Genomic DNA, 23,061 nt, shown 5'->3' on the forward strand with positions numbered 1-23,061 from the left:
CATAGAAGCAATAGATTTAGTCTTTGCTATAGATAGTATACCGGCAATATTTGCAATCACTAACGATATTTTTATAATCTACACTTCAAATATTTTTGCTATTTTAGGGCTTAGAGCTTTATTCTTTTGTTTAGCAGAGATTGTAGAACGTTTCAGTTATACAAAATATTCTTTGGCTTTAATTTTAATATTTATCGGCTTTAAAATATTTATTCATCATTATATAGCGATTCCGGCATATGTTTCGCTCACTGTAACTATTACTTTATTACTATTTGGTATAATTGCTTCCATAATTAGAAAAAATATGATTGACCATTAATAAAGGGGGTATATAATATTTTTTTATTTTTAAACAATTATAATGACTAAATTACTAAAAATATTTTTTATTACTATCATCATTTTTAATAGTAATACTTTTGCACAAGAAACAGGCTTTTATATAGGAGCAGAAGGCGGAATAGTTGAACCGGTCGTTAGTAAATTCCGACATAAACACTCAAATACCGAAATAATTTTAAAAAAATCAAGTATGTATAGCGGAAAAATAGGCTATATAATATATCCGCAGATAGCTATTGAATTTTCAGCAACCTATCAGCCTAAATATCGTCTACATTACGTATTACCTCAACAAAATTTAAATAACGGTCTTGCTATTCCTCCTACTCCGGGCAATACTAAAGTATTATCAAATATATATATGCTAAATCTTATTTATGATTTAGAAAAAATAAAAACTTTCACACCTTTTGTAATACTTGGAGGCGGTATAGCACAAGTAAAAGTTAAGCCTACCTCTTCTAGGTGGAGTGTTATAAATAGCGATTATTTTAAAGTAAGAAGAACTCATAAAAATTGTGTTGCTTGGCAAGCAGGTCTTGGGGTTTCACAAGATGTAACTTCAAATTTAAGTATTGATGCAACTGCAAAATTACAAACGGCATATAGAGTAAGGATTAATTATGATACACTTGATATGAAAACGGGGCAATTCGTGCCGGCAAATCCTATCAAAAAAACTATAGCCGTTGGAGAATTTGGCGTAGGATTTACTTATAGATTGCCATTTTAATAATTCTGTGAGATATTTATATAAAGGCTACAATGTCATCCCGCGGGATGACACGAATAATCCAACCATATAAGGAAAAAATATGTCCGTAAAAACTAATAACTCTTCTACTCTTGCTAATGGTCATGATAAAACGGTAAAAAAATCGCATTCCGTACAATCAGTTGTTAACGGTGCGATTTCAGATCATAGCGCTTATGATGAAGTACCATATGAAAGCTATCCGTATGCCCTTACCAATCCTTATCACTTAAGTACACTTGCAACTCTTTTCGGTGTAAATGCCCCTGAAGTTGAAAATAGCAGAATATTAGAGCTTGGTTGTGCTGCAGGCGGTAATTTAATACCACACGCAGTTCTTTACCCAAAAGCTCATTTTGTTGGGGTTGATTTGTCTAAGGTACAAATTGACGAAGCAAATACAAATGTTAAAGGACTAGGATTAAAAAATATAGAGTTTCACCATTGTTCGATAACCGATATTGACGATTCTTTCGGTAAGTTTGATTATATAATTTGCCATGGCGTAATTTCTTGGGTACCAAAAACCGTTAGAGATAAAATTTTTGAAGTTTGTAATAAAAATCTTAGTCCAAATGGAATAGCTTATATTAGCTATAATACACTCCCAGGCTGGAATATGCTCCGTACTATCAGGGATATGATGATGTATCATTCTAGCTCATTTACAAATGTACGTGATAGAATAGCTCAATCTAGATTGTTACTGGAATTTGTTAAGGATAGCTTAGAGAATTCTAAAGCTCCTTACGCAGAAGTATTAAAAACCGAAGCAGGACTGCTTGCTAAACAAACTGATCATTATTTACGTCATGATTATTTAGCAGAAGAGAATGCTCAATTCTACTTCCATGAATTTATGAATGAAGCAAGAAAGCATAATTTACAATATTTAGCTGATTGTAATCTTTCGACTATGTACCTTGGTAATATGCCGCCGAAAGTAATAGAGCAATTAAAAGCGGTGAACGATATAGTTAGAACCGAACAATATATGGATTTTATTACGAATCGTCGTTTTAGAACCACTTTGTTATGTCATAGCGACGTGAAAATTAATAGAGATATTAATAATGACGATATAATAAAATTTAACATGATCTTTAATATAGTGCCTGAAAAGCCGATTAAAGAGGTAGATCTTAATAATGCTTCTGAATCCTTAAAATTCTTCTTAAATGGAAATAAAGATTCTAATTTATCGACTAGTTCGCCTTATATGAAAGCTATTTTATACACTTTCAGCGAAAACCTAAATAACCCCTTAAGCTTTGAGAAAATAACTGCAGAAGCTAATAAAAAACTACACGGTACAAAATTAAACGAAATTAAAGCTGAGCTTTTAAATAATACTATGACGCTAGTATTACAAGGTTACATTAGTATCACGACTCAAAAACATCGAAATCACCCTGAGCTTGATAAACCTAAAACAACAAAAATGGTTATACATCAAGCAAGCCATACCCCTTATATGTGGGTAACAAATTTAAAACATGAACCAATTGGGGTTAATTTCTTTGAGAAATTTGCACTTAGATATATGGACGGTAAACATGATAAAAAAGCAATTATTGAAGCTGTACTTGGTCATGTAGAAAAAGGCGAATTAACTTTAAGTAAAGAAGGTCAAAAAGTAGAAAACAGAGAAGAAATACGCAAAGAACTAGACAGCTTATTTACTCCGATGATCAAGAAATTTTCTTCTAACGCTTTGTTGGTTTGATGTGTTATGTCATTCCCGCGTAGGCGGGAATCCATAGTAAAGCGAGATAAATCGAGCTTTTAAAAAGCTTTAAAGTACTGGATTCCCGCCTACGCGGGAATGACATCAATAACGATGCAAACGGTACTCAAAAACACAAAAGTAACTCATGCCTATATTTTTTTATTTATTTGCAACATTAATAACTATCAGCAGCTTATGCGTTGTTTTAAGCAAAAATTCCGTATACTCAGTATTATGGTTAATTTTTGCGTTTCTAAACGGTGCAGGACTTATGATTTTGCTTGGAGCAGAATTTTTAGCAATGATGCTTATAGTTATTTATGTTGGAGCTGTAGCGGTGTTATTTCTATTTGTGATAATGATGCTAGATATGCATTTTAATAAGACAATAGTGCGGTTAAAAGAAAATCTAGCTTTAAGTATTTTTATAGCTCTAATAATGTTTGCCGATTTAGCAATAATTATTTTACTTGGTACTAAAAATATTAATTTCAGTTCGGATGTATCATTTGCCATAACACATAATATCTCAAATACTAAAGCAATAGGTAACGTGCTTTATACGGACTTTATGCTACCGTTTCAAATGGCGGGGCTTATCTTATTCGTAGCTATGGTTGCATGTATTACATTAACGCTAAAGAAACGGGAGGGAGTAAAACGTCAAGATATATCAAAACAACTATCTCATAATAAAGATAATGTTGTACTGATGACAAAACCTCTTTTAAATAAAGGCGTTGGAGACATTAAGTATGAATGAATACATAACGCTTAATCATTATTTAATCTTAAGCAGCTTAGTTTTTACTATCGGAATGTTTGGATTATTTATGCATCGCAAAAATATTATCAATATATTAATGTCCATTGAGTTAATGCTGCTTGCAGTTAACATAAATTTTGTTGCATTTTCCGTATATATGCAAGAATTATCGGGGCAAATTTTTAGTATCATAATCTTAACCGTAGCAGCTGCCGAAACTTCAATCGGGCTTGCGATATTACTTATATATTTCCGCAATAAAGGCTCAATTGAAATTACTGATATTAACCAAATGAAAGGGTAAAGATGTATCAAAATATTGCCATAATGATCATCATGTTACCGCTTGCATCTAGCGTAATAAACGGGCTATTCGTAAAGATAATAGATAAAAAATTAGCTCAAATAATTGCAACCGGCTTTTTATCATTATCTGCTTTGTTCTCACTAATAATATTTAGCCATACTGGTCTAGACGGACATATAATCCATATTAAATTATTACCATGGATTGAGGTTGGAAATTTTAAAGTAAATTGGTCGATTTATATAGATCAACTCACTAGCATAATGTTTATAGCCGTAACATGGGTGTCAAGCGTTGTGCATATCTATTCGCTTGGCTATATGGCGAAGGATAAGGGAATTATACGCTTTTTATCTTTTCTTTCGCTTTTTACTTTCTTTATGTTAATGCTAGTGTCAGCAGATAATTTCTTACAATTATTTTTCGGCTGGGAAGGCGTCGGCGTTTGCTCATATTTACTAATCGGATTTTGGTATTCAAAAGAATCAGCCAATAAAGCAGCAATTAAAGCTTTTATAACAAATAGAGCCAGCGACTTTGCTTTTATTTTAGGTATAATAACAATAATTTTTTACTGTGGCTCAGCAAACTATAAAGATGTATTTTCATCTGCAGAGTTATTATCTAATACAAAAATATTATTACAGTTTTCTATTCTAGATATTATTTGTTTATTATTATTTATCGGTTGCATGGGTAAATCTGCACAGATCGGTTTACATATATGGCTTCCTGATGCGATGGAAGGACCGACTCCCGTATCAGCACTCATTCACGCAGCAACCATGGTAACAGCCGGAGTATTCTTAGTGGCACGCTGCTCATATTTGTTTGAATACAGCCCTATAGTTCTACAATTTATTACAATTATCGGCGGTGTTACTTGCCTTTTTGCCGCAAGCATTGCTATTATGCAAAGCGATATCAAGAAGATTATTGCTTACTCTACCTGTAGCCAGCTTGGTTATATGTTCATGGCTTGCGGAGTATCTGCCTATAATAGCGGAATATTTCACCTAGTAACTCATGCATTTTTTAAAGCATTATTATTCTTATCAGCAGGTAGCGTAATACACGCAGTTCATGAGCAGGATATTTTTAAAATGGGGAACTTGCGGAATAAAATGCCAGTAACTTACGGAAACTTCTTAATAGGCTCACTTGCATTAATAGGTATTTATCCGCTTGCAGGGTTTTACTCTAAAGACTCGATTTTAGAAGCGGCATATAGTAGCGGATCGTTTATGTTTATTTTTGGGATAGCGGCCGCAATACTTACCGCTATTTATTCAATGAAAATTATTATGCTTGTGTTCCATGGCAAAACTAAGCTAGAAAAAGATGTTTTTGAGCATGCCCATGAACCGGCTAAAATAATGAGTAATCCCCTTATATTACTTGTCGCTGGGAGCTTTTTTAGCGGTATGATCGGTTATTACTTACTTTCTATGGATAAACCAAACGGCTATTTCCATGAAAGCCTATTTAATTTACATATTTATAAATTACTAATAAGTCATCCGCCTTTATATATAAAATTACTACCTATGGCGGTTGGCATTGTGGGGATTGTTATCGGGATTTTTGTATTTTCATTGTCATCACGGCTTTCTTCTATGTCATTCCTGCGAAAGCAGGAATCCAAAAAAAACAAAAACGACTGGATCCCGTGGTCAAGCCACGGGATGACACCCCTTGTATTAATTTCCAATATATTACGTAATAAATATTACTTTGATGAACTATATAATTGTTTAATTGTTAAGCCTATTAACTGTTTAGCTTCTTTATTTTATCTTGGCGACCAGAAAATAATCGATCGTTTTGGGCCAAACGGTTTTTCAAGGGTGGTTAATTGTTTTAGTGTTCTCACATGCAAAACACAAACAGGATATGTTTTTAATTACGCTTTATATATTGTATCGTTTATTGTTGTAACAATTAGTTTTTTCGTTTGGAAAGGTTTTTAAAAGAACATTGATGTCATTCCCGCGGAAGCGGGAATCCAGTACTTTAAAGCTTTATTTGAAAAGCTTGATTTATCTCGCTTTACCCTGGATTCCCGCTTCCGCGGGAATGACACAAAAATCTACGCAGGAATGACATCGAGTAGTATATACTAATAAAAAAACTCATAAAATCTTAAAATAACATGCTACAATTACCTATTATATCTGTCAGTATTTTTCTCCCGCTAATAAGCGTGCTATATATTTTGCTGTTTATTAGTCAGAGTAAAAAGGCAGATAAACCGATATATGTAATGTATGTTGCCGTGCTTAGCTCTGTTTTAACATTCATCTCAACTATTTATATTTTAATAGAGTTTGACTCCTCAAACCCCGCTTATCAATTTGTTGAACGCTACGCTTGGCTTGATAAGATTGGGCTTGAATTTCATGTAGGTGTTGATGGTATATCGATATTTTTTGTAGCTCTAACTTCTTTTCTTACTCTTATTTGCATAATCGGAAGCTTATTTACCGTTAAAAAATACATCAAAGAATATTTAGTATGTTTTTTATTAATGGAATCTTTTTGTATAGGAGCGTTTACCTCAGTAAATTTACTATTATTTTATCTGTTTTTTGAAGCAATATTAGTGCCGATGTATATTATTATTGGTGTATGGGGTGGCGAAAATAGAATATATGCAGCTCTTAAATTCTTCTTATATACTTTCTTTGGTTCGGTATTTTTCCTACTTTCATTAATTTATATTTATAGCAAAATTCATAGTTTTGATTTAACTTACATTGCTGAACTTACGGGTAATATTCCATTATTTGCTCAGCAAATTTTATGGTGGGCTATCTTTATTGCTTTTGCCGTTAAAATCCCCATGATTCCGTTTCATACTTGGCTACCCGATGCACACGTACAAGCTCCGACCAGCGGTTCGGTTATTCTTGCCGGTATTTTGCTAAAACTCGGCGGTTACGGTTTTTTAAGAGTATTACTACCACTATTTCCGAGTGTATCACAAGAATTTGCAATTTACGTAATTTACCTTAGTGTTATTGCTATAATATACGCATCACTCGTTGCTCTTGCTCAAAAAGATATGAAGAAGATGATAGCATATTCATCTATTGCACATATGGGGTATGTTACGATAGGTATTTTTAGCTTTACTGAAGCCGGAGTTAGCGGAGCAATATTTCAGATGCTTAGCCATGGTGTTATTTCTTCATGTCTATTCTTAGTAGTCGGTACTTTATATGAAAGATTACATACTAAAGAAATAGCTAAATATGGCGGCGTAGCAAGTAAAATGCCTGTGCTTGCCACATTTTTTATGATTGCAATGCTTGGCTCTGTCGGGCTACCCGGTACTAGCGGATTTATCGGAGAATTTTTAAGCCTGCTTGGGATTTATAAGGTAAACGTAATAGCAACCTTTATAGCGGCTCTTGGTATAATCCTTGGGGCGGTTTATATGCTGAAATTATATAAAGAAGTAATGCTCGGTGAAATTACTAATAAAGAAATTATGCATTTCAGAGATTTATATAAATACGAAATAATCTCAATAGCTCCTTTAATATTACTAATTATTTACTTTGGTCTAATGCCGAGTTCTATTCTAAATGTATTCCACTTATCAATAGAGAATTTGTTGGTTAGATTTGGTAACTAATTAGGTGTGCTGTCATACCGTGGCTTGACCACGGTATCCAGAAAACGTCATACAATATTACTAATTTTATTACTGGATACCGTGGTCAAGCCACGGTATAACAAGGACATGCTATCACTTCACCAATTACAATTTAACATAGAACAAAGAAGTTTATTTGACCTAAATATTACCCTGCTACCTTCTGCTATTACATATATCAAAGGAGCTAACGGTTGTGGTAAAAGCTCGCTACTGCGGATGATAGCCGGAATTATGCAACCAAGCAGCGGTAATATTTACTATAAAAATAGTAGTATTAACAATATTGCTAAACCTTATTGTACTTATATCGGTCATAATTTGGGTCTAAAATCCGAGATGACTGTTTTTGAGAATCTAAAATTTTGGTCGGAAATTTATAATTCTACTGAAACCTTACAAGCCGCCGTTCATTACTTCAAATTACATGATTTATTAGATGAAAAATGCTATAGTTTATCTAGCGGGATACAGAAAATCGTAGCCGTAGCAAGGCTTATTGCTTGCCAATCTGACTTATGGATACTTGATGAAGTTGAAACTAATTTAAGCAAAGAAAATAGGGATTTATTAAACAATTTAATTGTCATGAAAGCAAATAGCGGCGGTATTGTTCTTCTATCCTCTCACCTAGAAAATTCTATAAAATCAGCACAGACATTACAACTGGATTAACTATTATTGTTTTTGCGTATTTTTATAAATCTTCCAATGCACAATAAAAAACCCAAGGCTAATTATCATCCAAATTAAACAATTAGTTACTGTGCTTATAGCACGTGCTTTAATAATTTCTATATACTCATTTCTATCCTTAATTCTCAGTTCTTCTAACTCTCTTGGAGACAAGTTTTTTAATTCCTCATATTTAAATGATTTTAGGCTTAAATATTGCTCATTAGTACTATACTTTACTAGTTGTTCATTAGTATATTCCGGTAGAGACAATGTAATGAACTCCTTAAATGTCAAAGCAAGTGTTACTAACATCACTATAGTAGTAACAAAGCAAACCACCATACTATAAATTTGTTTTATAAGCATAATTTCTCAGTATTTTATAATCATTTACGATTATAAAAGTCAAAAAAAGAAAAGCAATAATTAAATTACAAAGGTTTATGAAATTTTGCATGCAAAGTTCGAGTTTTTAAGGGATTAACGACTGTGTCATTCCTGCGAAAGCAGGAATCCAGCAAAGCGAGATAAATCGAGCTTTTAATTTCAAAAATTTGCTGTGTTTATACTTTTTTTTGGATTCCTGCTTTCGCAGGAATGACATAGAGTAAAAATTATCCAGTACTATAGTAATTTACCTATACTCATAATCTTTGTGTAGTTTACTAGCAAGTGCCTGTTCCCATCTATCGCCGTTTTGCAGTAATTTTTCTTTATCGTAAATAAGTGCAGTATGAGTTAGGCTTGCAAACTCAAAATTAGGACCTTCAACTATTGCATCTACAGGACAAGCTTCTTGGCACAACCCGCAATAAATACATTTTGTCATGTCTATATCATAACGTGCGGTACGTCTGCTGCCGTCTTCTCGTTCGTCCGCTTCGATAACTATAGCTTGAGCCGGACAAATAGCCTCACAGAGCTTACAAGCAATACAACGCTCTTCACCGTTTTCATAGCGACGCAGAGCATGCTCACCCTTAAATCTTGGGCTAACAGGGCTTTTTTCATAAGGATAATTTATGGTAACCTTGGGCTTAAAGAAATACTTTAAAGTCAAAGCCATTCCCTTTACTATCTCATATAGAAAAAACGATTTTAAATAGTTTATCATAAAAATTATATATTAAAGATCTATGTATTCCTGCGTGGACCGGTAAAACCCACTGTGTCATCCCGTGGCTTGACCACGGATCTATTAAAATAATTTATAGTGCTTTTAATTCGTATATTTTTTCTGGATCCCGTGGTCAAGCCACGGGATGACAGAGGTGAAATTGATCCACACAACAATGACAATAACACTTAAATACTCGGCAGATTATCAGTATATACTAACACGCTTGATACTAACACCACCCAAAATAAAGTTAGAGGTAAAAACACTTTCCATCCCAAACGCATTAATTGGTCATAGCGATATCTCGGCAGGGTCGCTCTAATCCACAAAAAGCAGAATAATAAGAATCCGGCCTTAAATACAAACCAAAAGAACCCTGGAATACAATCTAACCACGATATATTAAACGGCGGCAGGTAACCTCCTAAAAAGAAAGTCGTAGTCATTGCACTAACAAGTATCATATTAGCATATTCACCTAGGAAAAATAAAGCAAACCCCATAGAGGAATATTCGACATTATAGCCGGCAACTAGCTCCGATTCTGCTTCAGGTAAATCAAAAGGCAATCTATTTGTTTCGGCAAGCACCGAGATGAAAAACACGACGCCCATAGGTAGTAGCATTAAATCAATCCACCACGGCATTGTTCTTTGTGCTTCAATAATCCCACTTAAATTGAGAGTACCGGTAGTAAGTAGCACAGTAATAATAACCAGCCCCATCGATACTTCATAAGAAATCATTTGAGCAGACGAGCGTATAGCTCCTAAAAAAGCATATTTTGAATTACTAGCCCAGCCGGCAATAATAATGCCGTAAACGCTTAATGAAGATATAGCAAGAATATATAAAACACCGACATTAATGTCTGCAAGAACTACGCCCTTTGCAAAAGGTATCACTGCCCAACCAATTAAACTTAATATAAAAGTTATCATCGGCGCTAAAATAAATAATATTTTATCGGAATTAGTTGGGATAATCGGCTCTTTGAATAGTAGCTTAACCGCATCGGCAATAGGCTGGAGTAATCCAAACGGACCGACAACGTTAGGCCCTCGCCTTAGCTGCATTAATCCAATAACACGACGCTCTGCATATGTTAAATACGCAACGCATAAAATTAAAGGGATAGTGATCGCCACCACCTTTAAAGCGATTATAATAAGCGGAAAAATATATTCAAAAAAGAGTTGGGTCATATTTCATTGTCATCCTAGCTAACTTGATCGCGGGATCTAAGTAAAATTATTTTATAATATCTTCATACAAATCATGCCAATTAGGGTTACTAGCTTCGATTAAATCTAATTTCCATTTTCTTTTATATTCTTTTAAGCGTTTCTCACGACTAATTGCTAGATTAATATCATTAAACTGTTCAAAATAAACTAATTTATCTAAATTATATTTTGTAGTAAATCCCTTTATTATTTTTTGTTTATGCTGCCAAACACGTTTTATAATATCAGAAGTAACACCGATATATAAAGTACCATCATATTTATTTGAAAGTATATAAACATAGTATTCTTTCATGCTTATTTTTTAACTATTAGATCCCGCGATCAAGTCGCGGGATGACAATTCTCTCTTTCTTCCTTAGCCTCTACGCACTTAGCCATAGTTACCGAATTTTTACTAATTACGTCAGTCATGTAATAATTAATAGGTTCTGCAATTATAGACTCTTTTGATAATTTATCTTTAGAGCTAAATTTAGTAAATTTATTCTCTGTAATTTTATCAATACTGGCAAATATCTTATATTCTTTAGGAAGCTTAGTACGTATTTCTTGCAAATTACCTATTCCAATATCTATTTTTAGGAAACCTGCTAGCTCTTTTACAATTTCTATATCTTCCTTAGCTACGCCCACAGGTGCTACGGCTTTTTCTGCTATTTGTGGTCTACCCTCTAAATTGACATAAATTCCGCTCTGCTCGGTATAAGCTGCCGAAGGTAAAATTACGTCAGCACTCGCAGCACCTACGCCCCCGTGATGTCCTTGATATACTATAAAAGCCGATTTCAGCTTATCAAACGGGACGGCGTCCGCTCCAAGCAGATAAGCGAATTCCAACTCTTCGAGCTTAATGGAATTATTAAAACCGATATCAAGCCCACCAACTATAGAAGCGTAATTATGCAATATATTGAAGCCTTTCCAATCATCACGCATAATATTATATTCAGCTACTATTTTATGAATAAGCGACAATATAGCATATCCGTCGTCATCTCTTGTATATACACCGTCACCTACTATAATCATCGGATATTTTGCTGCTTTTAAGACTTTCGTAAACTCATGAGTACCAATGGCTAGCTCCTCAATTATTTTGGGGCTGCTTCCTAAATCCTGAATTCTATAAGTTTGATTATGCCCTTCACCTATCCTTGCTACTTTTAATGAGCCGGCACGTACTCGCATACCTATTCGGCTATTTAATACCGGAGCTATCTGCCTTGGATTCGCTCCGATTAATAAACATAAATCAGCTTTTTCTATGCCTGCTATCGTTGTATTAAATAAGTAGTTTCCTCGCTCGCTTGTATCTATTTTATAGTTAAACTGATTAACACTATAATTATTAGAGCCAATCTTTTGCAATAATGTTTTCAGCATAAACATTGTTTCAACAGACGTAAGAGAGCCGGCAATAGCGGCAATTTGTTTAGGATTAATAGATTTAATTTTATCCGCTATCGTCTTTAAAGCTTCGCTCCAGCTAACTTCTACCAACTTACCATTTTTTCTAACATAAGGACGATCTAAACGCTGATATTTCAAACCGTCATAACTAAAGCGATTCTTATCCGAAAGCCACTCCTCATTTATTTCTTCATTAACACGAGGTAATATTCTCATTACCTCATCACCTCTGCTATCAATGCGAATATTAGAGCCTTCGGCATCATGCACTCCGATGCTAGCGGTATGTTTTAGCTCCCATTTACGGGCTTTAAAGGCATAAGGCTTAGAGTTTAAAGCACCGACGGGACAAATATCGATCATATTACCAGAAATTTCGGAATCGAGCGTTTGCTCTAAATAAGAAGTTACCTCCATATGCTCGCCTCGATGAATAGCTCCCATCTCTTCTATTCCGGCTATATCATTTGCAAATCTAATACATCTTGTGCATTGTATACATCTAGTCATCGCTGTTTTAATCAGCGGCCCCATATATTTATCTTTAATAGATCTCTTATTTTCATGAAATCTATTAGTACCTTTGCCGTATCTAAAAGCCTGATCCTGCAAATCACACTCTCCGCCCTGATCGCAAATAGGGCAGTCTAGAGGATGGTTAATCAGCAAAAACTCCATCACCCCTTCACGTGCTTTTTTTACCATAGGTGTATCGGTATAAATAACCATACCATTGCCGGCAGGCATTGCACAAGAAGCTATGGGCTTTGGCGATTTTTCCATTTCAACCAAGCACATACGACAATTGCCGGCGATTTTCAAGCGTTCATGATAACAAAAATGTGGGATTTCTTTCCCCGCTTGTGTGCAGGCTTGATAAACTGTAGTACCGTCAGATACTTCTATTTCAGAGCCATCTATCGTAAGTTTTATCATTTCTATTTAATCCAATAAGTCATAGGATTTGGGTATGCCCCATCCTCTAGCATATATTTAAAACCGATAGCAACACGTAGTACATACCAAATGGCCAGTGCAAAGTATAGCACTACTCCAATCACGATAAACGTAAATATAAAACATACAATCCACCCAAGTACCCCAAGGCAAAAAGTGCGGAATAAAAACACGTAATGGCTAGTAGCAAAATTATTACCTTTATCTTTGTTAAGATATGCAAAAAATACCCCGATTAACGGTAATATTGGAGCTACTACCCCGCATAGATATAGTATATATACTACAATTAAGTTTTTCTTACCACTCTCGGTATATTCTTTAAGATGTTTATCCATATTTTTACCTCTTTATGTCGTTCCTGCGAGACGTTGTTGCACGGGTCAAGAAAAGTGTGGATGTCATTCCTGCGAAAGCAGGAATCCAGCATAAAGCAAGATAAATCGAGCTTTTAATTTCAAAAATTGCTGTATTTATACTTTTTTCTTGGATTCCTGCTTTCGCAGGAATGACATAAACGACCCATGCAACAACGCCCCTACCCCTTCAAACTCTCTACCACAAAATTCATAATACTGCCGTGCTTTATATAATTTATCTCATTATCCGTAAATATTTGCAATATTAAATCGATTGTCCTTGTTTCACCATTTTGTTTTTTTATCACGCATTTAACAGGATTATAAGGCTTTATTTGTTCATTTAAGCCTATAATATCAATAGACTCCGATCCATCTAGCTTTAAATCTAACCTAGACATATTTTGTGTAAAAGTCAGAGGCATCACTCCCATACCTACCAAATTTGAACGATGTATTCGCTCAAAACTCTCGGCAATTACTGCCTTTACGCCAAGCAACTGTGGACCTTTTGCTGCCCAGTCTCTTGATGAACCGCTACCGTATTCTTTACCGGCAAAAATTACTACCGGTACATCATTAGCTTTATAATCCATAGCTGCATCGTGAATAGTTTGCTGTATACCACTTAACTGGTTTACGGTAAAACCACCTTCTACACCCTTGCACATCTCATTTTTTATACGAATATTAGCAAACGTGCCACGCATCATTACTTCATGATTACCTCTACGTGACCCGTAAGAATTAAAATCAAAAGACTCTATATGATGATCCGTTAAATATTTAGCAGCAGGGCTGGTTTTACTAATACTACCTGCCGGCGAAATATGGTCGGTAGTAATAGAATCACCGAAGATTGCTAGAATTCTTGCAGATTTTATATCTTTTATATTATTCTTGCTGCCCATATTTTCAAAATAAGGCGGATTATTAATATAGGTACTATTCTTATTCCAGTTATAAGTAGAACTACACGTCACCTCTAGACTTTGCCACTCTTTTGTTCCGCTAAATATACCGGAATATTTTTCTATAAACATAGAGGAATTAATTGAATTTGCAATAACGTTATCTATCTCTTCTTTACTTGGCCAAATATCTTTTAAATAAATATTTTTTCCTATTGGTTGACTACTTAAATCAATATTAAGAGTACCGCTAAGTGCATATGCTACGACTAAAATAGGCGAGCCGAGATAGCTTGCTTTGGTAAGCGGATTAATTCTTCCTTCAAAATTCCTATTACCCGATAAAACAGAACCAACAACCAGCCCATTTTTATTAATAGTTTCCTCTATCTCCGGATTTAAAGGACCGGAATTACCGATGCAAGTAGTGCAGCCATAACCTACTAAGTTAAACCCTAATTCATCTAAATATTTATCAAGACCGCTAAGCTTTAAATATTCCGTTACGACTTTTGAGCCAGGAGCAAGAGAAGTTTTAACCCAAGGCTTTACCGTTAATCCGTGTTCTATTGCTTTTTTGGCAAGAAGTGCCGCACCTATCATGACAGTAGGATTAGAAGTATTAGTACAGCTGGTAATCGCTGCAATTACCACATCACCATTACCGATTTCATAATTCTGGTTTGCTACGGTATATTTTTTATCAATATCTTTATTTTCTATAGCAAAATTCGGTAATTCTTGTTTAAAATTATTTGCTACATCGTTTAAATTCACCCTATCTTGCGGACGTCTTGGACCGGCTAAAGAACTTTGTACTTTCGATAAATCTAGCTCTAAAACCTCGGTATACTCTGCCGCATGTTCAAAATCATACCAAAGATTTTGTATTTTAGCATACTCTTCCACTAATTTAATTTGTGTTTTTTCTCTTCCTGTTAGTTCTAGATATTTTATAGTTTCTTGATCAATTGGAAAAAAGCCGCAAGTAGCACCGTATTCAGGCGACATATTAGAAATAGTAGCACGATCGGCAATCGTTAGGTTTTTAAGCCCCTCACCGAAAAACTCAACAAATTTACCTACTACTTTCTTTTTTCGTAACATCTCAGTAACAGTCAGAACTAAATCAGTTGCAGTAGCTATGCCTGTTAATTTTCCTGTTAGTTTTACCCCAATTACTTCCGGTAGAATCATAGTAAGCGGCTGTCCAAGCATTGCAGCTTCCGCCTCTATTCCGCCGACTCCCCAACCAAGTACCGATAACCCGTTTACCATAGTTGTATGACTATCTGTTCCAACTAAACTATCAGGATAAAGGGTGTCGTCTTTATGCCATACGACTTTTGCTAAATACTCTAAATTTACCTGATGGCAAATACCCGTACCGGGCGGAACTACTTTAAAATTATTAAATGCTTGCTGCCCCCATTTAAGAAACTGATAACGCTCTATATTACGTTTCATTTCCATTTGAACATTTTTATCGAATGAGTCCTTAGCTGCGTAAGAATCAACGCTTACAGAATGGTCTATTACCAAATCAACAGGAATAAGTGGATTAATTTTTAACGGATCGCCTCCTATTTTCTTCATCGCATCACGCATAGCTGCCAAATCTACAATAGCAGGCACACCGGTAAAATCCTGCATCAAAACTCTTGCCGGCATAAAATCTATTTCCGCATCAGATTTTTTAGTTTTCAGCCATTCTTTAAATACAAGTAAGTTTTGCTTTGAACCATCGGAACGTAATACATTCTCGAACAACACTCTTAAACTATACGGTAATTTTTTTAAGGGAAGTTCGATATCGCTTGCCGCTTTATTTATATCGTAAATTTTGTATGAAGTATTATCGACTGATAACTCTTTAATATATTCTAAATTATGCACTTTTGACATTTGTTTCTCACTTGATTACGTGGACTGGTTTTCCTATTGTCATCCCGTGGCTTGACCACGGGATCTTGTATCACAGGCTGTGTCCTGAGATACCGCGATCAAGTCGCGGTATGACATCTTAAACCTTATACTTAACCTTATCCCAAAACGTAGATTTTTTAAACAAATTAATGTTGATCTGATAAAGGTTTTTGAAGACCCTGAAGCTTAGTTGCTATTTCCGCTTCACTTAAATTCGTAACGTTAATAGCCGTTTTCGTAGCTATATTAATATAATTTGCCGTTACTTCGGTTACACCGCCGGAAATAAGATAAGTGTTTTCGGATTTATGTATATCATCCATATAAACCTGCACTAAACCGGCTTTTAAACTAACAATCATCGGAGCGTGACTCGGCAGCACTCCAAGCATACCCTCCTCACCCGGTAGCGTTACCATTTTAGCTTGCTTTTCAAATGCAATACTTAAAGGTGTAATTATTTTGACTAGAATTGTTTCGTTCATAAAATGTCATACCGCGACTTGATCGCGGGATCCATAAAAATTGTGTCCTGAGATACCGCGATCAAGTCGCGGTATGACAGGCATTACTTCAACGTCTTTGCCTTCTCAATAGCCTCGTCCATAGTTCCGACCATATAAAAAGCAGCTTCTGGTAAATCATCATATTTACCCTCTACCAGCCCTTTAAAGCCTACAATAGTATCGGCTAGATTAACAAATTTTCCTTTGCTACCTGTAAATACTTCTGCTACATGGAAAGGCTGTGATAAGAAACGCTGTATTTTTCTAGCACGTGACACGGTTAATTTATCTTCTTCAGATAACTCATCCATACCTAAAATAGCAATAATATCCTGCAACGATTTATAAGTTTGTAAAACCTGCTGCACTTGTCTTGCTACGCTATAATGTTCTTCCCCAACAATCATTGGATCAAGTACTTGAGAATTGCTATCTAATGGGTCAACTGCCGGATAAATCCCAAGCTCAGCTATCTGACGGCTAAGTACTGTTGTAGCATCTAAATGTGCGAAAGAAGTAGCAGGAGCAGGATCGGTTAAATCATCCGCCGGTACATATATAGCCTGCACAGAAGTTATTGAGCCGTTTTTAGTAGAGGTGATACGCTCCTGTAGTTCTCCCATATCAGTAGCAAGAGTAGGCTGATATCCTACCGCCGACGGAATTCTACCAAGCAGCGCCGATACTTCAGAACCTGCTTGAGTAAAACGGAAAATATTGTCTACAAAGAATAGAACATCCTGTCCCTCATTCATATCTCTAAAGCTTTCTGCAATAGTCAGACCACTTAATGCAACTCTTGCCCTTGCTCCTGGCGGCTCGTTCATTTGTCCATAAACTAAAGCCACTTTTGACTTTTCAGGCTCTTCAAGGTTAATAACACCCGAATCAATCATTTCATGGTAGAGGTCATTACCCTCTCTAGTTCTCTCGCCGACTCCTGCAAATACAGTATAACCACCATGAGCCTTAGCTACATTATTAATAAGCTCCATAATTAACACGGTTTTACCGACTCCCGCACCGCCGAATAATCCTATCTTACCGCCTTTAGTATAAGGAGCAAGTAGATCGACTACTTTAATACCGGTTACTAATATACTACGCTCGGTTGATTGATTGGTAAAGCTAGGTGCTGGCTTATATATAGAAGAAATATTTGAGCTTTTAATTTCTCCCCTACCATCAATCGGCTCACCTACAACATTCATAATACGCCCAAGCGTCTCAGTACCTACGGGAATACGAATAGGACTACCTGTGTCTATTACTTCTATACCTCTTATAAGCCCTTCAGTAGAATCCATAGCAATACAACGCACCGTATCATCACCAATATGTTGCGCCACTTCCAATACTATTCTTTGATTATCGTTATAGCACTCAAGGGCATTTAAAATCGCCGGTAATTTACCATTATTTGTAAATTTTACATCCACCACCGCTGAAATAATCTGAGTAATTTTTCCAATATTTTTTGTCATTATTTTTTCTGTTAAGATAATGTTCTTATAAAAAACGTCATTGCGAGAAGAAACTGAAAGTTTCGACGAAGCAATCTCAGGATATTTAATGAGATTGCCACGCAGCCTACGGCTGCTCGCAATGACGGAAACTAAACAGCCTCTGAGCCGGCTATAATCTCTATTAACTCGGTAGTAATAATAGCTTGTCTTGATCTATTTAGCTTTAAAACTAACTTACTTATTAAATCATTAGCGTTATTTGTTGCATTTTCCATGGCAGTCATTCTCGCTCCCTCTTCACTAGCTCTATTCTGTAGTAAAGCATAATTTATTTGGGAATTCACATATAAATTAATTAAATTAGAAATTAAATTTTCTCCTTCATATTCATAATAATCATTATCTATTGCAGAATCGTCATGATATTTTTCTACCGGTAAAATCTGCTGCTTAGTCATAATTTGAGTCATTGCGTTTTTAAATTTGTTAAAATATATAACACAATTACTAATTTCCAAATTATAGGCTGCCGACATAATTTTTTGTTTTACTTGTAGCATCAGATTTTCATCATGAATTTTGGGTAACTCAAAATAACTATCAATATAATTTGCATATTGTCTTTTTAGTGTTTCGTAACCTTTTTTTCCGATAATGATAAGTTTTATTTGCTCGCCTTTATTTTCTAACTCTTTAATATCATTCTTAACTTGTTTAATTATGCTATAATTAAATGTTCCGCATAAACCACGCTGCGACGTCATAACTATCAATAAATTTGCTTTATTCGGTACAGTATTAAAAAATTTCTGCTCCTCTATAGATAACTCATACATATCAATCGATAATATATCAGACATCATTTTAGTAATAGCCTCAATATAAAAATTTGAATTGGCTATTTGATTTTTTATTTTTGCCATTTTAGAAGCTGATACTAGTTGCATTGCTTTAGTAATTTTTTGCGTAGATTTGACGCTTTTAATTCTAGTTCTTAGCTGCTTTAAATTTGACATATAGTTTTTTGGTTTTTTAAAACTTTATGTCATTCCCGCGTAGGCGGGAATCCAGTAATTAAAAAGTACAAACATACTAAATTTTTAAAATTAAAAGCTCGATTTATCTCGCTTTAGACTGGATTCCCGCCTACGCGGGAATGACATAGAGTACGGTAATAACATAACACTAATTAACCGGCTTTAACAAATTCCTTAACAAAATTTTCTAAAAATGCTTTTAGTTTCTGCTCGGTTTCTTCAGTTATACGCTGCTCGGTTTTTATTGATTCCAAAATATCTTTTTTATTTAACCTTATTTCCGTCAGCATTTTATCTTCAAATTCTTTTACTTTCTGAAGCGGTACATCATTTAAATATTTCTTAGTTCCGACGTAAATACTTACTATTTGTTCTTCTACCGGAAAAGGATTATATTGTGCTTGTTTTAATATCTCAACTAATCTTTTACCGTGATCGATTTGTGCTGTAGTTGCAGGATCTAGATCTGATCCAAATTGCGAAAAAGACTCAAGCTCTCTAAATTGAGCAAGTTCTAGCTTTACCGAACCTGCCACTTGCTTCATAGCTTTTATTTGTGCAGCAGAACCAACGCGGCTTACTGAAATACCGACATTAACAGCCGGTCTTACGCCTTTATAAAATAGCTCGCTTTCTAAGAAAATTTGACCATCGGTAATTGAAATAACATTTGTCGGGATATAAGCAGATACATCACCTGCTTGCGTTTCGATTATAGGAAGAGCAGTAAGTGAGCCGCTGCCTTTTTCCTCTGACATTTTAGCGGCTCGCTCAAGCAATCTTGAATGCAAGTAAAATACGTCACCAGGATAGGCTTCTCGCCCAGGCGGTCTTCTAAGTAATAATGAGATTTGTCTATATGCGACCGCATGCTTACTTAAATCATCATAAATAATAAGTGCGTGCATGCCGTTATCACGAAAATATTCGCCCATGCTACAGGCAGAATAAGGAGCAATGAATTGAAGAGCTGCAGCTTCTGATGCAGTAGCCGAAACAACGATTGTATAGTCCATTGCTCCAGCATCTTCTAGTTTTTTTACTATCTGTGCAACACTTGATCTTTTCTGCCCAATAGCTACATAAATACAATAAATTTTATCACTTTCATTAGTAAGTGAGTGTGCTTGTTTTTGATTAATAATAGTATCGACCGCTATAGCCGTTTTTCCGGTTTGCCTATCACCGATTATTAACTCTCTTTGCCCTCTGCCTATTGGAATTAACGAATCTATAGCTTTTATTCCGGTTTGCACGGGTTCGCTAACGCTCGTTCTTTCTATTATCCCCGGAGCTTTCATCTCGATATGTCTGTACTCTTTACTTGCAATATCGCCTTTGCCGTCAATAGGATTACCAAGAGCATCAACAACCCTACCAAGCAAAGCTTTGCCAACAAGCACTTCTAATACTTCCTTAGTTCTTGTAACTTTATCACCTTGCTGTACTTGGTTATCGTCCCCCATAATTACAACACCGACACTATCTTTTTCCAAATTTAAAATAAGCCCTTTAACGCCTGATTCAAATTCTACTACTTCACCGGATTTTGCATTTATAAGACCATAAACCGTGGCAGTACCATCCCCGATATTTATCACCTGTCCTATTTCTGTAAATTCATTGCTAAGCTGAATATTTTCAATCTCTTTTTGTAATATTTCAGCTACTTCGATAGGCTTTAATTTCATGTGGGATGGCTCCTAATATGTATGTATGTCATTCCCGCGAAGGCGGGAATCCAGTATAACCATATAAAAACCTATTTTTATATGGTTATTTTATCAAAATATTAAGGTTGCTTTTCTGGATTCCCGCCTTCGCGGGAATGACATTAACAAACCCTAACTTTCTTCAAACTCTTAGCTATTTTCTCTAAACTACCTTTTATTGAGTAATCTTGCAACATACTATCATATTTAATTACAATACCACCAATAATAGTCTGATCCATATCAAACACTGCTTCTATTTTTCGGTCTAATTCTTTCTCAATCTTTGATTTTATCCATTCCTGTTCTTTAGGTTGTAACTTATTTGCAGAAATAACTTGAACTATCTTTATATTTCTACTTTCATACAATAATTTATTATAAGCCTTTACTATATTTGATAAGATAGTAGTACGGGAATTTTTTATCAATAATAATAAAAAATTATTCACTATTTTGTTAAATTTAATATTTTTTACTAACGAATTAACCACATTAATTTTATCATTCTTATTTACTATAGGAGAAAATAAAAATTCTTTAATCTCAAAACTATCCTCAATAATACGATTCACTAAGGTAATTTCTTCAAATATCTTATCTTGGATATTATCAGATTTAGCATTGTTAAATAACGCTACAGCATAATTCTCGACTAAACTATCTTTGTTCATTTTTTTAATTAGATTAAATATGTATCGCCCTATCATAAGCAGCTAACACCGACTCATGCATCATTTCCGATAAAGTAGGATGTGGGAAGATAGTATTAATTAAATCCAGCTCCGTTCCTTCTAAATTTTTTGAAACCACATACCCTTGTATTAATTCCGTAACTTCCGAACCTATCATATGAGCACCGAGCAACTCACCGGTTTTAGCATCAAATATAGTTTTTATTAAACCATCACTATCACCGCTTACTAAAGCCTTGCCATTAGCCATAAAAGGAAACCTACCGATTTTTAATTCATAACCTAAAGCTTTAGCCGCTTCTTCTGTAAGGCCGACACTTGCTATTTGCGGCGAAGAATAAGTGCAACCCGGTATATTATGCTTATTGATAGCATGCGGCTTTAAACCGGCTATGCTTTCCGCTGCAATAATTCCCTCATGGCTTGCTTTATGAGCTAAACAAGGCACTCCAGCTACATCGCCTATAGCATAAATTCCTGATTCCGCAGTTTGCATTAATCCATTAGTAGTTATATAGCCGTTTTCTACTTTAACTTTGGTTTTCTCAAGCCCTAAACTTTCTGTATTTGCCGTAATACCTACTGCCATAAGCAAGATTTCGCTCTGTAATTTTTGTGTTTTGCCGGATAACTCTAACTCAACTTCTATCTTATCTTTTGATTTTGTTTGCTTAATTAACTTTGTATTAGTAATAATTTTTATGCCTTTCTTCTCAAAACTCTTATGAGCAAGCCCTGAAATTTCTGTATCTTCCACTGGTAATATTCTAGTATGAGCCTCAATTACGGTAACCTCTACACCGATACTATTATAAAACGAAGCAAATTCTATACCTATTGCACCTGAACCTACAATAATCATAGATTTCGGCACATGCCGCGGTATCATAGCTTCTTTAGAAGTCCAAATTTGCTTACCGTCAGGCTCAAATCCTTTTAACACCCTAGGTCTTGCTCCGGTAGCTATAATAATATTATCTGCTTTTAGCTGCGATTTATTACCTTGAGCATCTATATTTATTATCTTATTTCCTGCAAGACTTGCTACTCCGTCTATCACGGTAACTTTATTTTTCTTGAGCAATAATTTAACACCGCCTGCAAGCTTACCTGAAATCTCTCTTGAACGCTCTACCATTTTCTTAATATTAACTTCAGCAGATTTAGTTTCAACACCATAATCTTTAGCGTGTTTTATATATTCAAAAACCTCAGCAGATTTAAGCAAAGATTTAGTCGGTATACATCCCCAATTAAGACACACCCCGCCCAAATGTTCTTTTTCTATTAATACAACTTTTTTCTTTAATTGTGCTGCTCTAATTGCCGCAACATATCCGCCTGGACCACCGCCTATAACGGCTATATCATATTGTTCCATTTTATTTTTATTTTGTTAGTTTTGTTTATATTTAGGTCTATGTCATTCCTGCGAAAGCAGGAATCTAGGGTAAAGCGAGCTTTTAAAAAGC

21 protein-coding genes are annotated in these 23,061 nt (G+C 35.0%); 8 read left to right on the forward strand and 13 right to left on the reverse strand.

The annotated features are described in order from the left end of the window. The 8 genes from AC1Z7D_RS00005 to ccmA all read left to right on the forward strand — a co-directional run. Nucleotides 1-322 (forward strand): TerC family protein (locus AC1Z7D_RS00005; RefSeq protein WP_482601148.1); only part of this gene is annotated, 322 nt, incomplete at its 5' end. 42 nt (nt 323-364) lie between these two features. Beyond that, nucleotides 365-1,078, forward strand: a complete 714-nt coding sequence (locus AC1Z7D_RS00010; RefSeq protein WP_482601150.1) for an outer membrane protein — start codon at nt 365-367, stop codon at nt 1,076-1,078. Nucleotides 1,079-1,160: 82 nt separating this feature from the next. Beyond that, a complete protein-coding gene (locus AC1Z7D_RS00015; protein ID WP_482601151.1) occupies nt 1,161-2,825 on the forward strand; it encodes a class I SAM-dependent methyltransferase in 1,665 nt (554 codons plus the stop codon). Nucleotides 2,826-2,973: 148 nt separating this feature from the next. After that, on the forward strand, nt 2,974-3,591 hold the full coding sequence (locus AC1Z7D_RS00020) for an NADH-quinone oxidoreductase subunit J (RefSeq protein WP_482601152.1): 618 nt from the start codon (nt 2,974-2,976) through the stop codon (nt 3,589-3,591). Further along, nucleotides 3,584-3,898 (forward strand): NADH-quinone oxidoreductase subunit NuoK, encoded by a 315-nt coding sequence (nuoK, locus tag AC1Z7D_RS00025; protein WP_482601153.1) that lies wholly within the window; start codon nt 3,584-3,586, stop codon nt 3,896-3,898. Before AC1Z7D_RS00020 ends, nuoK begins: the two co-directional genes overlap by 8 nt. A 32-nt stretch (nt 3,899-3,930) precedes the next feature. Continuing rightward, a complete protein-coding gene (nuoL, locus tag AC1Z7D_RS00030) occupies nt 3,931-5,871 on the forward strand; it encodes an NADH-quinone oxidoreductase subunit L (RefSeq protein WP_482601193.1) in 1,941 nt (646 codons plus the stop codon). Between the two features lie 182 nt (nt 5,872-6,053). Continuing rightward, entirely contained in the window at nt 6,054-7,541 is a 1,488-nt protein-coding gene (locus tag AC1Z7D_RS00035) for an NADH-quinone oxidoreductase subunit M (RefSeq protein ID WP_482601154.1), read from the forward strand. A gap of 108 nt (nt 7,542-7,649) precedes the next feature. Continuing rightward, the gene (ccmA, locus tag AC1Z7D_RS00040) at nt 7,650-8,237 is read left to right on the forward strand and encodes a heme ABC exporter ATP-binding protein CcmA (RefSeq protein WP_482601155.1); all 588 of its coding nucleotides are present in this window, start codon (nt 7,650-7,652) and stop codon (nt 8,235-8,237) included. Nucleotides 8,238-8,240: 3 nt separating this feature from the next. Here ccmA and AC1Z7D_RS00045 read toward each other — a convergent pair whose 3' ends face one another. From AC1Z7D_RS00045 to lpdA, 13 genes are all read right to left on the reverse strand, one after another. Then, nucleotides 8,241-8,606 (reverse strand): hypothetical protein, encoded by a 366-nt coding sequence (locus AC1Z7D_RS00045; RefSeq protein ID WP_482601156.1) that lies wholly within the window; start codon nt 8,604-8,606, stop codon nt 8,241-8,243. A gap of 268 nt (nt 8,607-8,874) precedes the next feature. After that, nucleotides 8,875-9,354 carry an NADH-quinone oxidoreductase subunit NuoI gene (gene nuoI / locus AC1Z7D_RS00050; RefSeq protein ID WP_482601158.1) on the reverse strand — a complete coding sequence of 160 codons (480 nt, stop codon included), beginning with the start codon at nt 9,352-9,354 and terminating at the stop codon, nt 8,875-8,877. Nucleotides 9,355-9,545: 191 nt separating this feature from the next. Then, nucleotides 9,546-10,565: an NADH-quinone oxidoreductase subunit NuoH gene (gene nuoH, locus AC1Z7D_RS00055; RefSeq protein ID WP_482601160.1), complete on the reverse strand. Its 1,020-nt coding sequence runs from the start codon at nt 10,563-10,565 to the stop codon at nt 9,546-9,548. Between the two features lie 46 nt (nt 10,566-10,611). Next, nucleotides 10,612-10,902, reverse strand: a complete 291-nt coding sequence (locus tag AC1Z7D_RS00060; RefSeq protein WP_482601162.1) for a GIY-YIG nuclease family protein — start codon at nt 10,900-10,902, stop codon at nt 10,612-10,614. Nucleotides 10,903-10,931: 29 nt separating this feature from the next. Beyond that, nucleotides 10,932-12,956: an NADH-quinone oxidoreductase subunit NuoG gene (gene nuoG, locus AC1Z7D_RS00065; RefSeq protein WP_482601163.1), complete on the reverse strand. Its 2,025-nt coding sequence runs from the start codon at nt 12,954-12,956 to the stop codon at nt 10,932-10,934. A 2-nt stretch (nt 12,957-12,958) separates the two neighbouring features. Further along, nucleotides 12,959-13,315 (reverse strand): DUF4870 family protein, encoded by a 357-nt coding sequence (locus AC1Z7D_RS00070; protein WP_482601164.1) that lies wholly within the window; start codon nt 13,313-13,315, stop codon nt 12,959-12,961. Between the two features lie 200 nt (nt 13,316-13,515). Then, entirely contained in the window at nt 13,516-16,152 is a 2,637-nt protein-coding gene (gene acnA, locus AC1Z7D_RS00075) for an aconitate hydratase AcnA (RefSeq protein ID WP_482601166.1), read from the reverse strand. Between the two features lie 167 nt (nt 16,153-16,319). Then, a complete protein-coding gene (locus AC1Z7D_RS00080) occupies nt 16,320-16,658 on the reverse strand; it encodes a F0F1 ATP synthase subunit epsilon (protein ID WP_482601168.1) in 339 nt (112 codons plus the stop codon). A gap of 83 nt (nt 16,659-16,741) precedes the next feature. Then, nucleotides 16,742-18,163 (reverse strand): F0F1 ATP synthase subunit beta, encoded by a 1,422-nt coding sequence (gene atpD, locus AC1Z7D_RS00085; RefSeq protein ID WP_482601169.1) that lies wholly within the window; start codon nt 18,161-18,163, stop codon nt 16,742-16,744. A 131-nt stretch (nt 18,164-18,294) separates the two neighbouring features. Next, nucleotides 18,295-19,161, reverse strand: a complete 867-nt coding sequence (gene atpG / locus AC1Z7D_RS00090) for an ATP synthase F1 subunit gamma (protein ID WP_482601170.1) — start codon at nt 19,159-19,161, stop codon at nt 18,295-18,297. 173 nt (nt 19,162-19,334) lie between these two features. Continuing rightward, nucleotides 19,335-20,873, reverse strand: a complete 1,539-nt coding sequence (atpA, locus tag AC1Z7D_RS00095; protein ID WP_482601171.1) for a F0F1 ATP synthase subunit alpha — start codon at nt 20,871-20,873, stop codon at nt 19,335-19,337. Between the two features lie 143 nt (nt 20,874-21,016). Then, nucleotides 21,017-21,568, reverse strand: a complete 552-nt coding sequence (atpH, locus tag AC1Z7D_RS00100) for an ATP synthase F1 subunit delta (protein WP_482601173.1) — start codon at nt 21,566-21,568, stop codon at nt 21,017-21,019. Between the two features lie 13 nt (nt 21,569-21,581). Continuing rightward, on the reverse strand, nt 21,582-22,970 hold the full coding sequence (gene lpdA / locus AC1Z7D_RS00105; RefSeq protein ID WP_482601174.1) for a dihydrolipoyl dehydrogenase: 1,389 nt from the start codon (nt 22,968-22,970) through the stop codon (nt 21,582-21,584). Between the last annotated feature and the right edge of the window lie 91 nt (nt 22,971-23,061).

The organism is Rickettsia sp., assembly GCF_965035265.1.

Excerpts from the sequence above, each read along its gene's own strand:
- AC1Z7D_RS00010 (WP_482601150.1), top strand. The coding sequence starts at position 365 with ATGACTAAATTACTAAAAATATTTTTTATTACTATCATCATTTTTAAT.
- AC1Z7D_RS00015 (WP_482601151.1), top strand. The coding sequence starts at position 1,161 with ATGTCCGTAAAAACTAATAACTCTTCTACTCTTGCTAATGGTCATGAT.
- AC1Z7D_RS00020 (WP_482601152.1), top strand. The coding sequence starts at position 2,974 with ATGCCTATATTTTTTTATTTATTTGCAACATTAATAACTATCAGCAGC.
- nuoK (WP_482601153.1), top strand. The coding sequence starts at position 3,584 with ATGAATGAATACATAACGCTTAATCATTATTTAATCTTAAGCAGCTTA.
- nuoL (WP_482601193.1), top strand. The coding sequence starts at position 3,931 with ATGTTACCGCTTGCATCTAGCGTAATAAACGGGCTATTCGTAAAGATA.
- AC1Z7D_RS00035 (WP_482601154.1), top strand. The coding sequence starts at position 6,054 with ATGCTACAATTACCTATTATATCTGTCAGTATTTTTCTCCCGCTAATA.
- ccmA (WP_482601155.1), top strand. The coding sequence starts at position 7,650 with ATGCTATCACTTCACCAATTACAATTTAACATAGAACAAAGAAGTTTA.
- AC1Z7D_RS00045 (WP_482601156.1), bottom strand. The coding sequence starts at position 8,606 with ATGCTTATAAAACAAATTTATAGTATGGTGGTTTGCTTTGTTACTACT.
- nuoI (WP_482601158.1), bottom strand. The coding sequence starts at position 9,354 with ATGATAAACTATTTAAAATCGTTTTTTCTATATGAGATAGTAAAGGGA.
- nuoH (WP_482601160.1), bottom strand. The coding sequence starts at position 10,565 with ATGACCCAACTCTTTTTTGAATATATTTTTCCGCTTATTATAATCGCT.
- AC1Z7D_RS00060 (WP_482601162.1), bottom strand. The coding sequence starts at position 10,902 with ATGAAAGAATACTATGTTTATATACTTTCAAATAAATATGATGGTACT.
- nuoG (WP_482601163.1), bottom strand. The coding sequence starts at position 12,956 with ATGATAAAACTTACGATAGATGGCTCTGAAATAGAAGTATCTGACGGT.
- AC1Z7D_RS00070 (WP_482601164.1), bottom strand. The coding sequence starts at position 13,315 with ATGGATAAACATCTTAAAGAATATACCGAGAGTGGTAAGAAAAACTTA.
- acnA (WP_482601166.1), bottom strand. The coding sequence starts at position 16,152 with ATGTCAAAAGTGCATAATTTAGAATATATTAAAGAGTTATCAGTCGAT.
- AC1Z7D_RS00080 (WP_482601168.1), bottom strand. The coding sequence starts at position 16,658 with ATGAACGAAACAATTCTAGTCAAAATAATTACACCTTTAAGTATTGCA.
- atpD (WP_482601169.1), bottom strand. The coding sequence starts at position 18,163 with ATGACAAAAAATATTGGAAAAATTACTCAGATTATTTCAGCGGTGGTG.
- atpG (WP_482601170.1), bottom strand. The coding sequence starts at position 19,161 with ATGTCAAATTTAAAGCAGCTAAGAACTAGAATTAAAAGCGTCAAATCT.
- atpA (WP_482601171.1), bottom strand. The coding sequence starts at position 20,873 with ATGAAATTAAAGCCTATCGAAGTAGCTGAAATATTACAAAAAGAGATT.
- atpH (WP_482601173.1), bottom strand. The coding sequence starts at position 21,568 with ATGAACAAAGATAGTTTAGTCGAGAATTATGCTGTAGCGTTATTTAAC.
- lpdA (WP_482601174.1), bottom strand. The coding sequence starts at position 22,970 with ATGGAACAATATGATATAGCCGTTATAGGCGGTGGTCCAGGCGGATAT.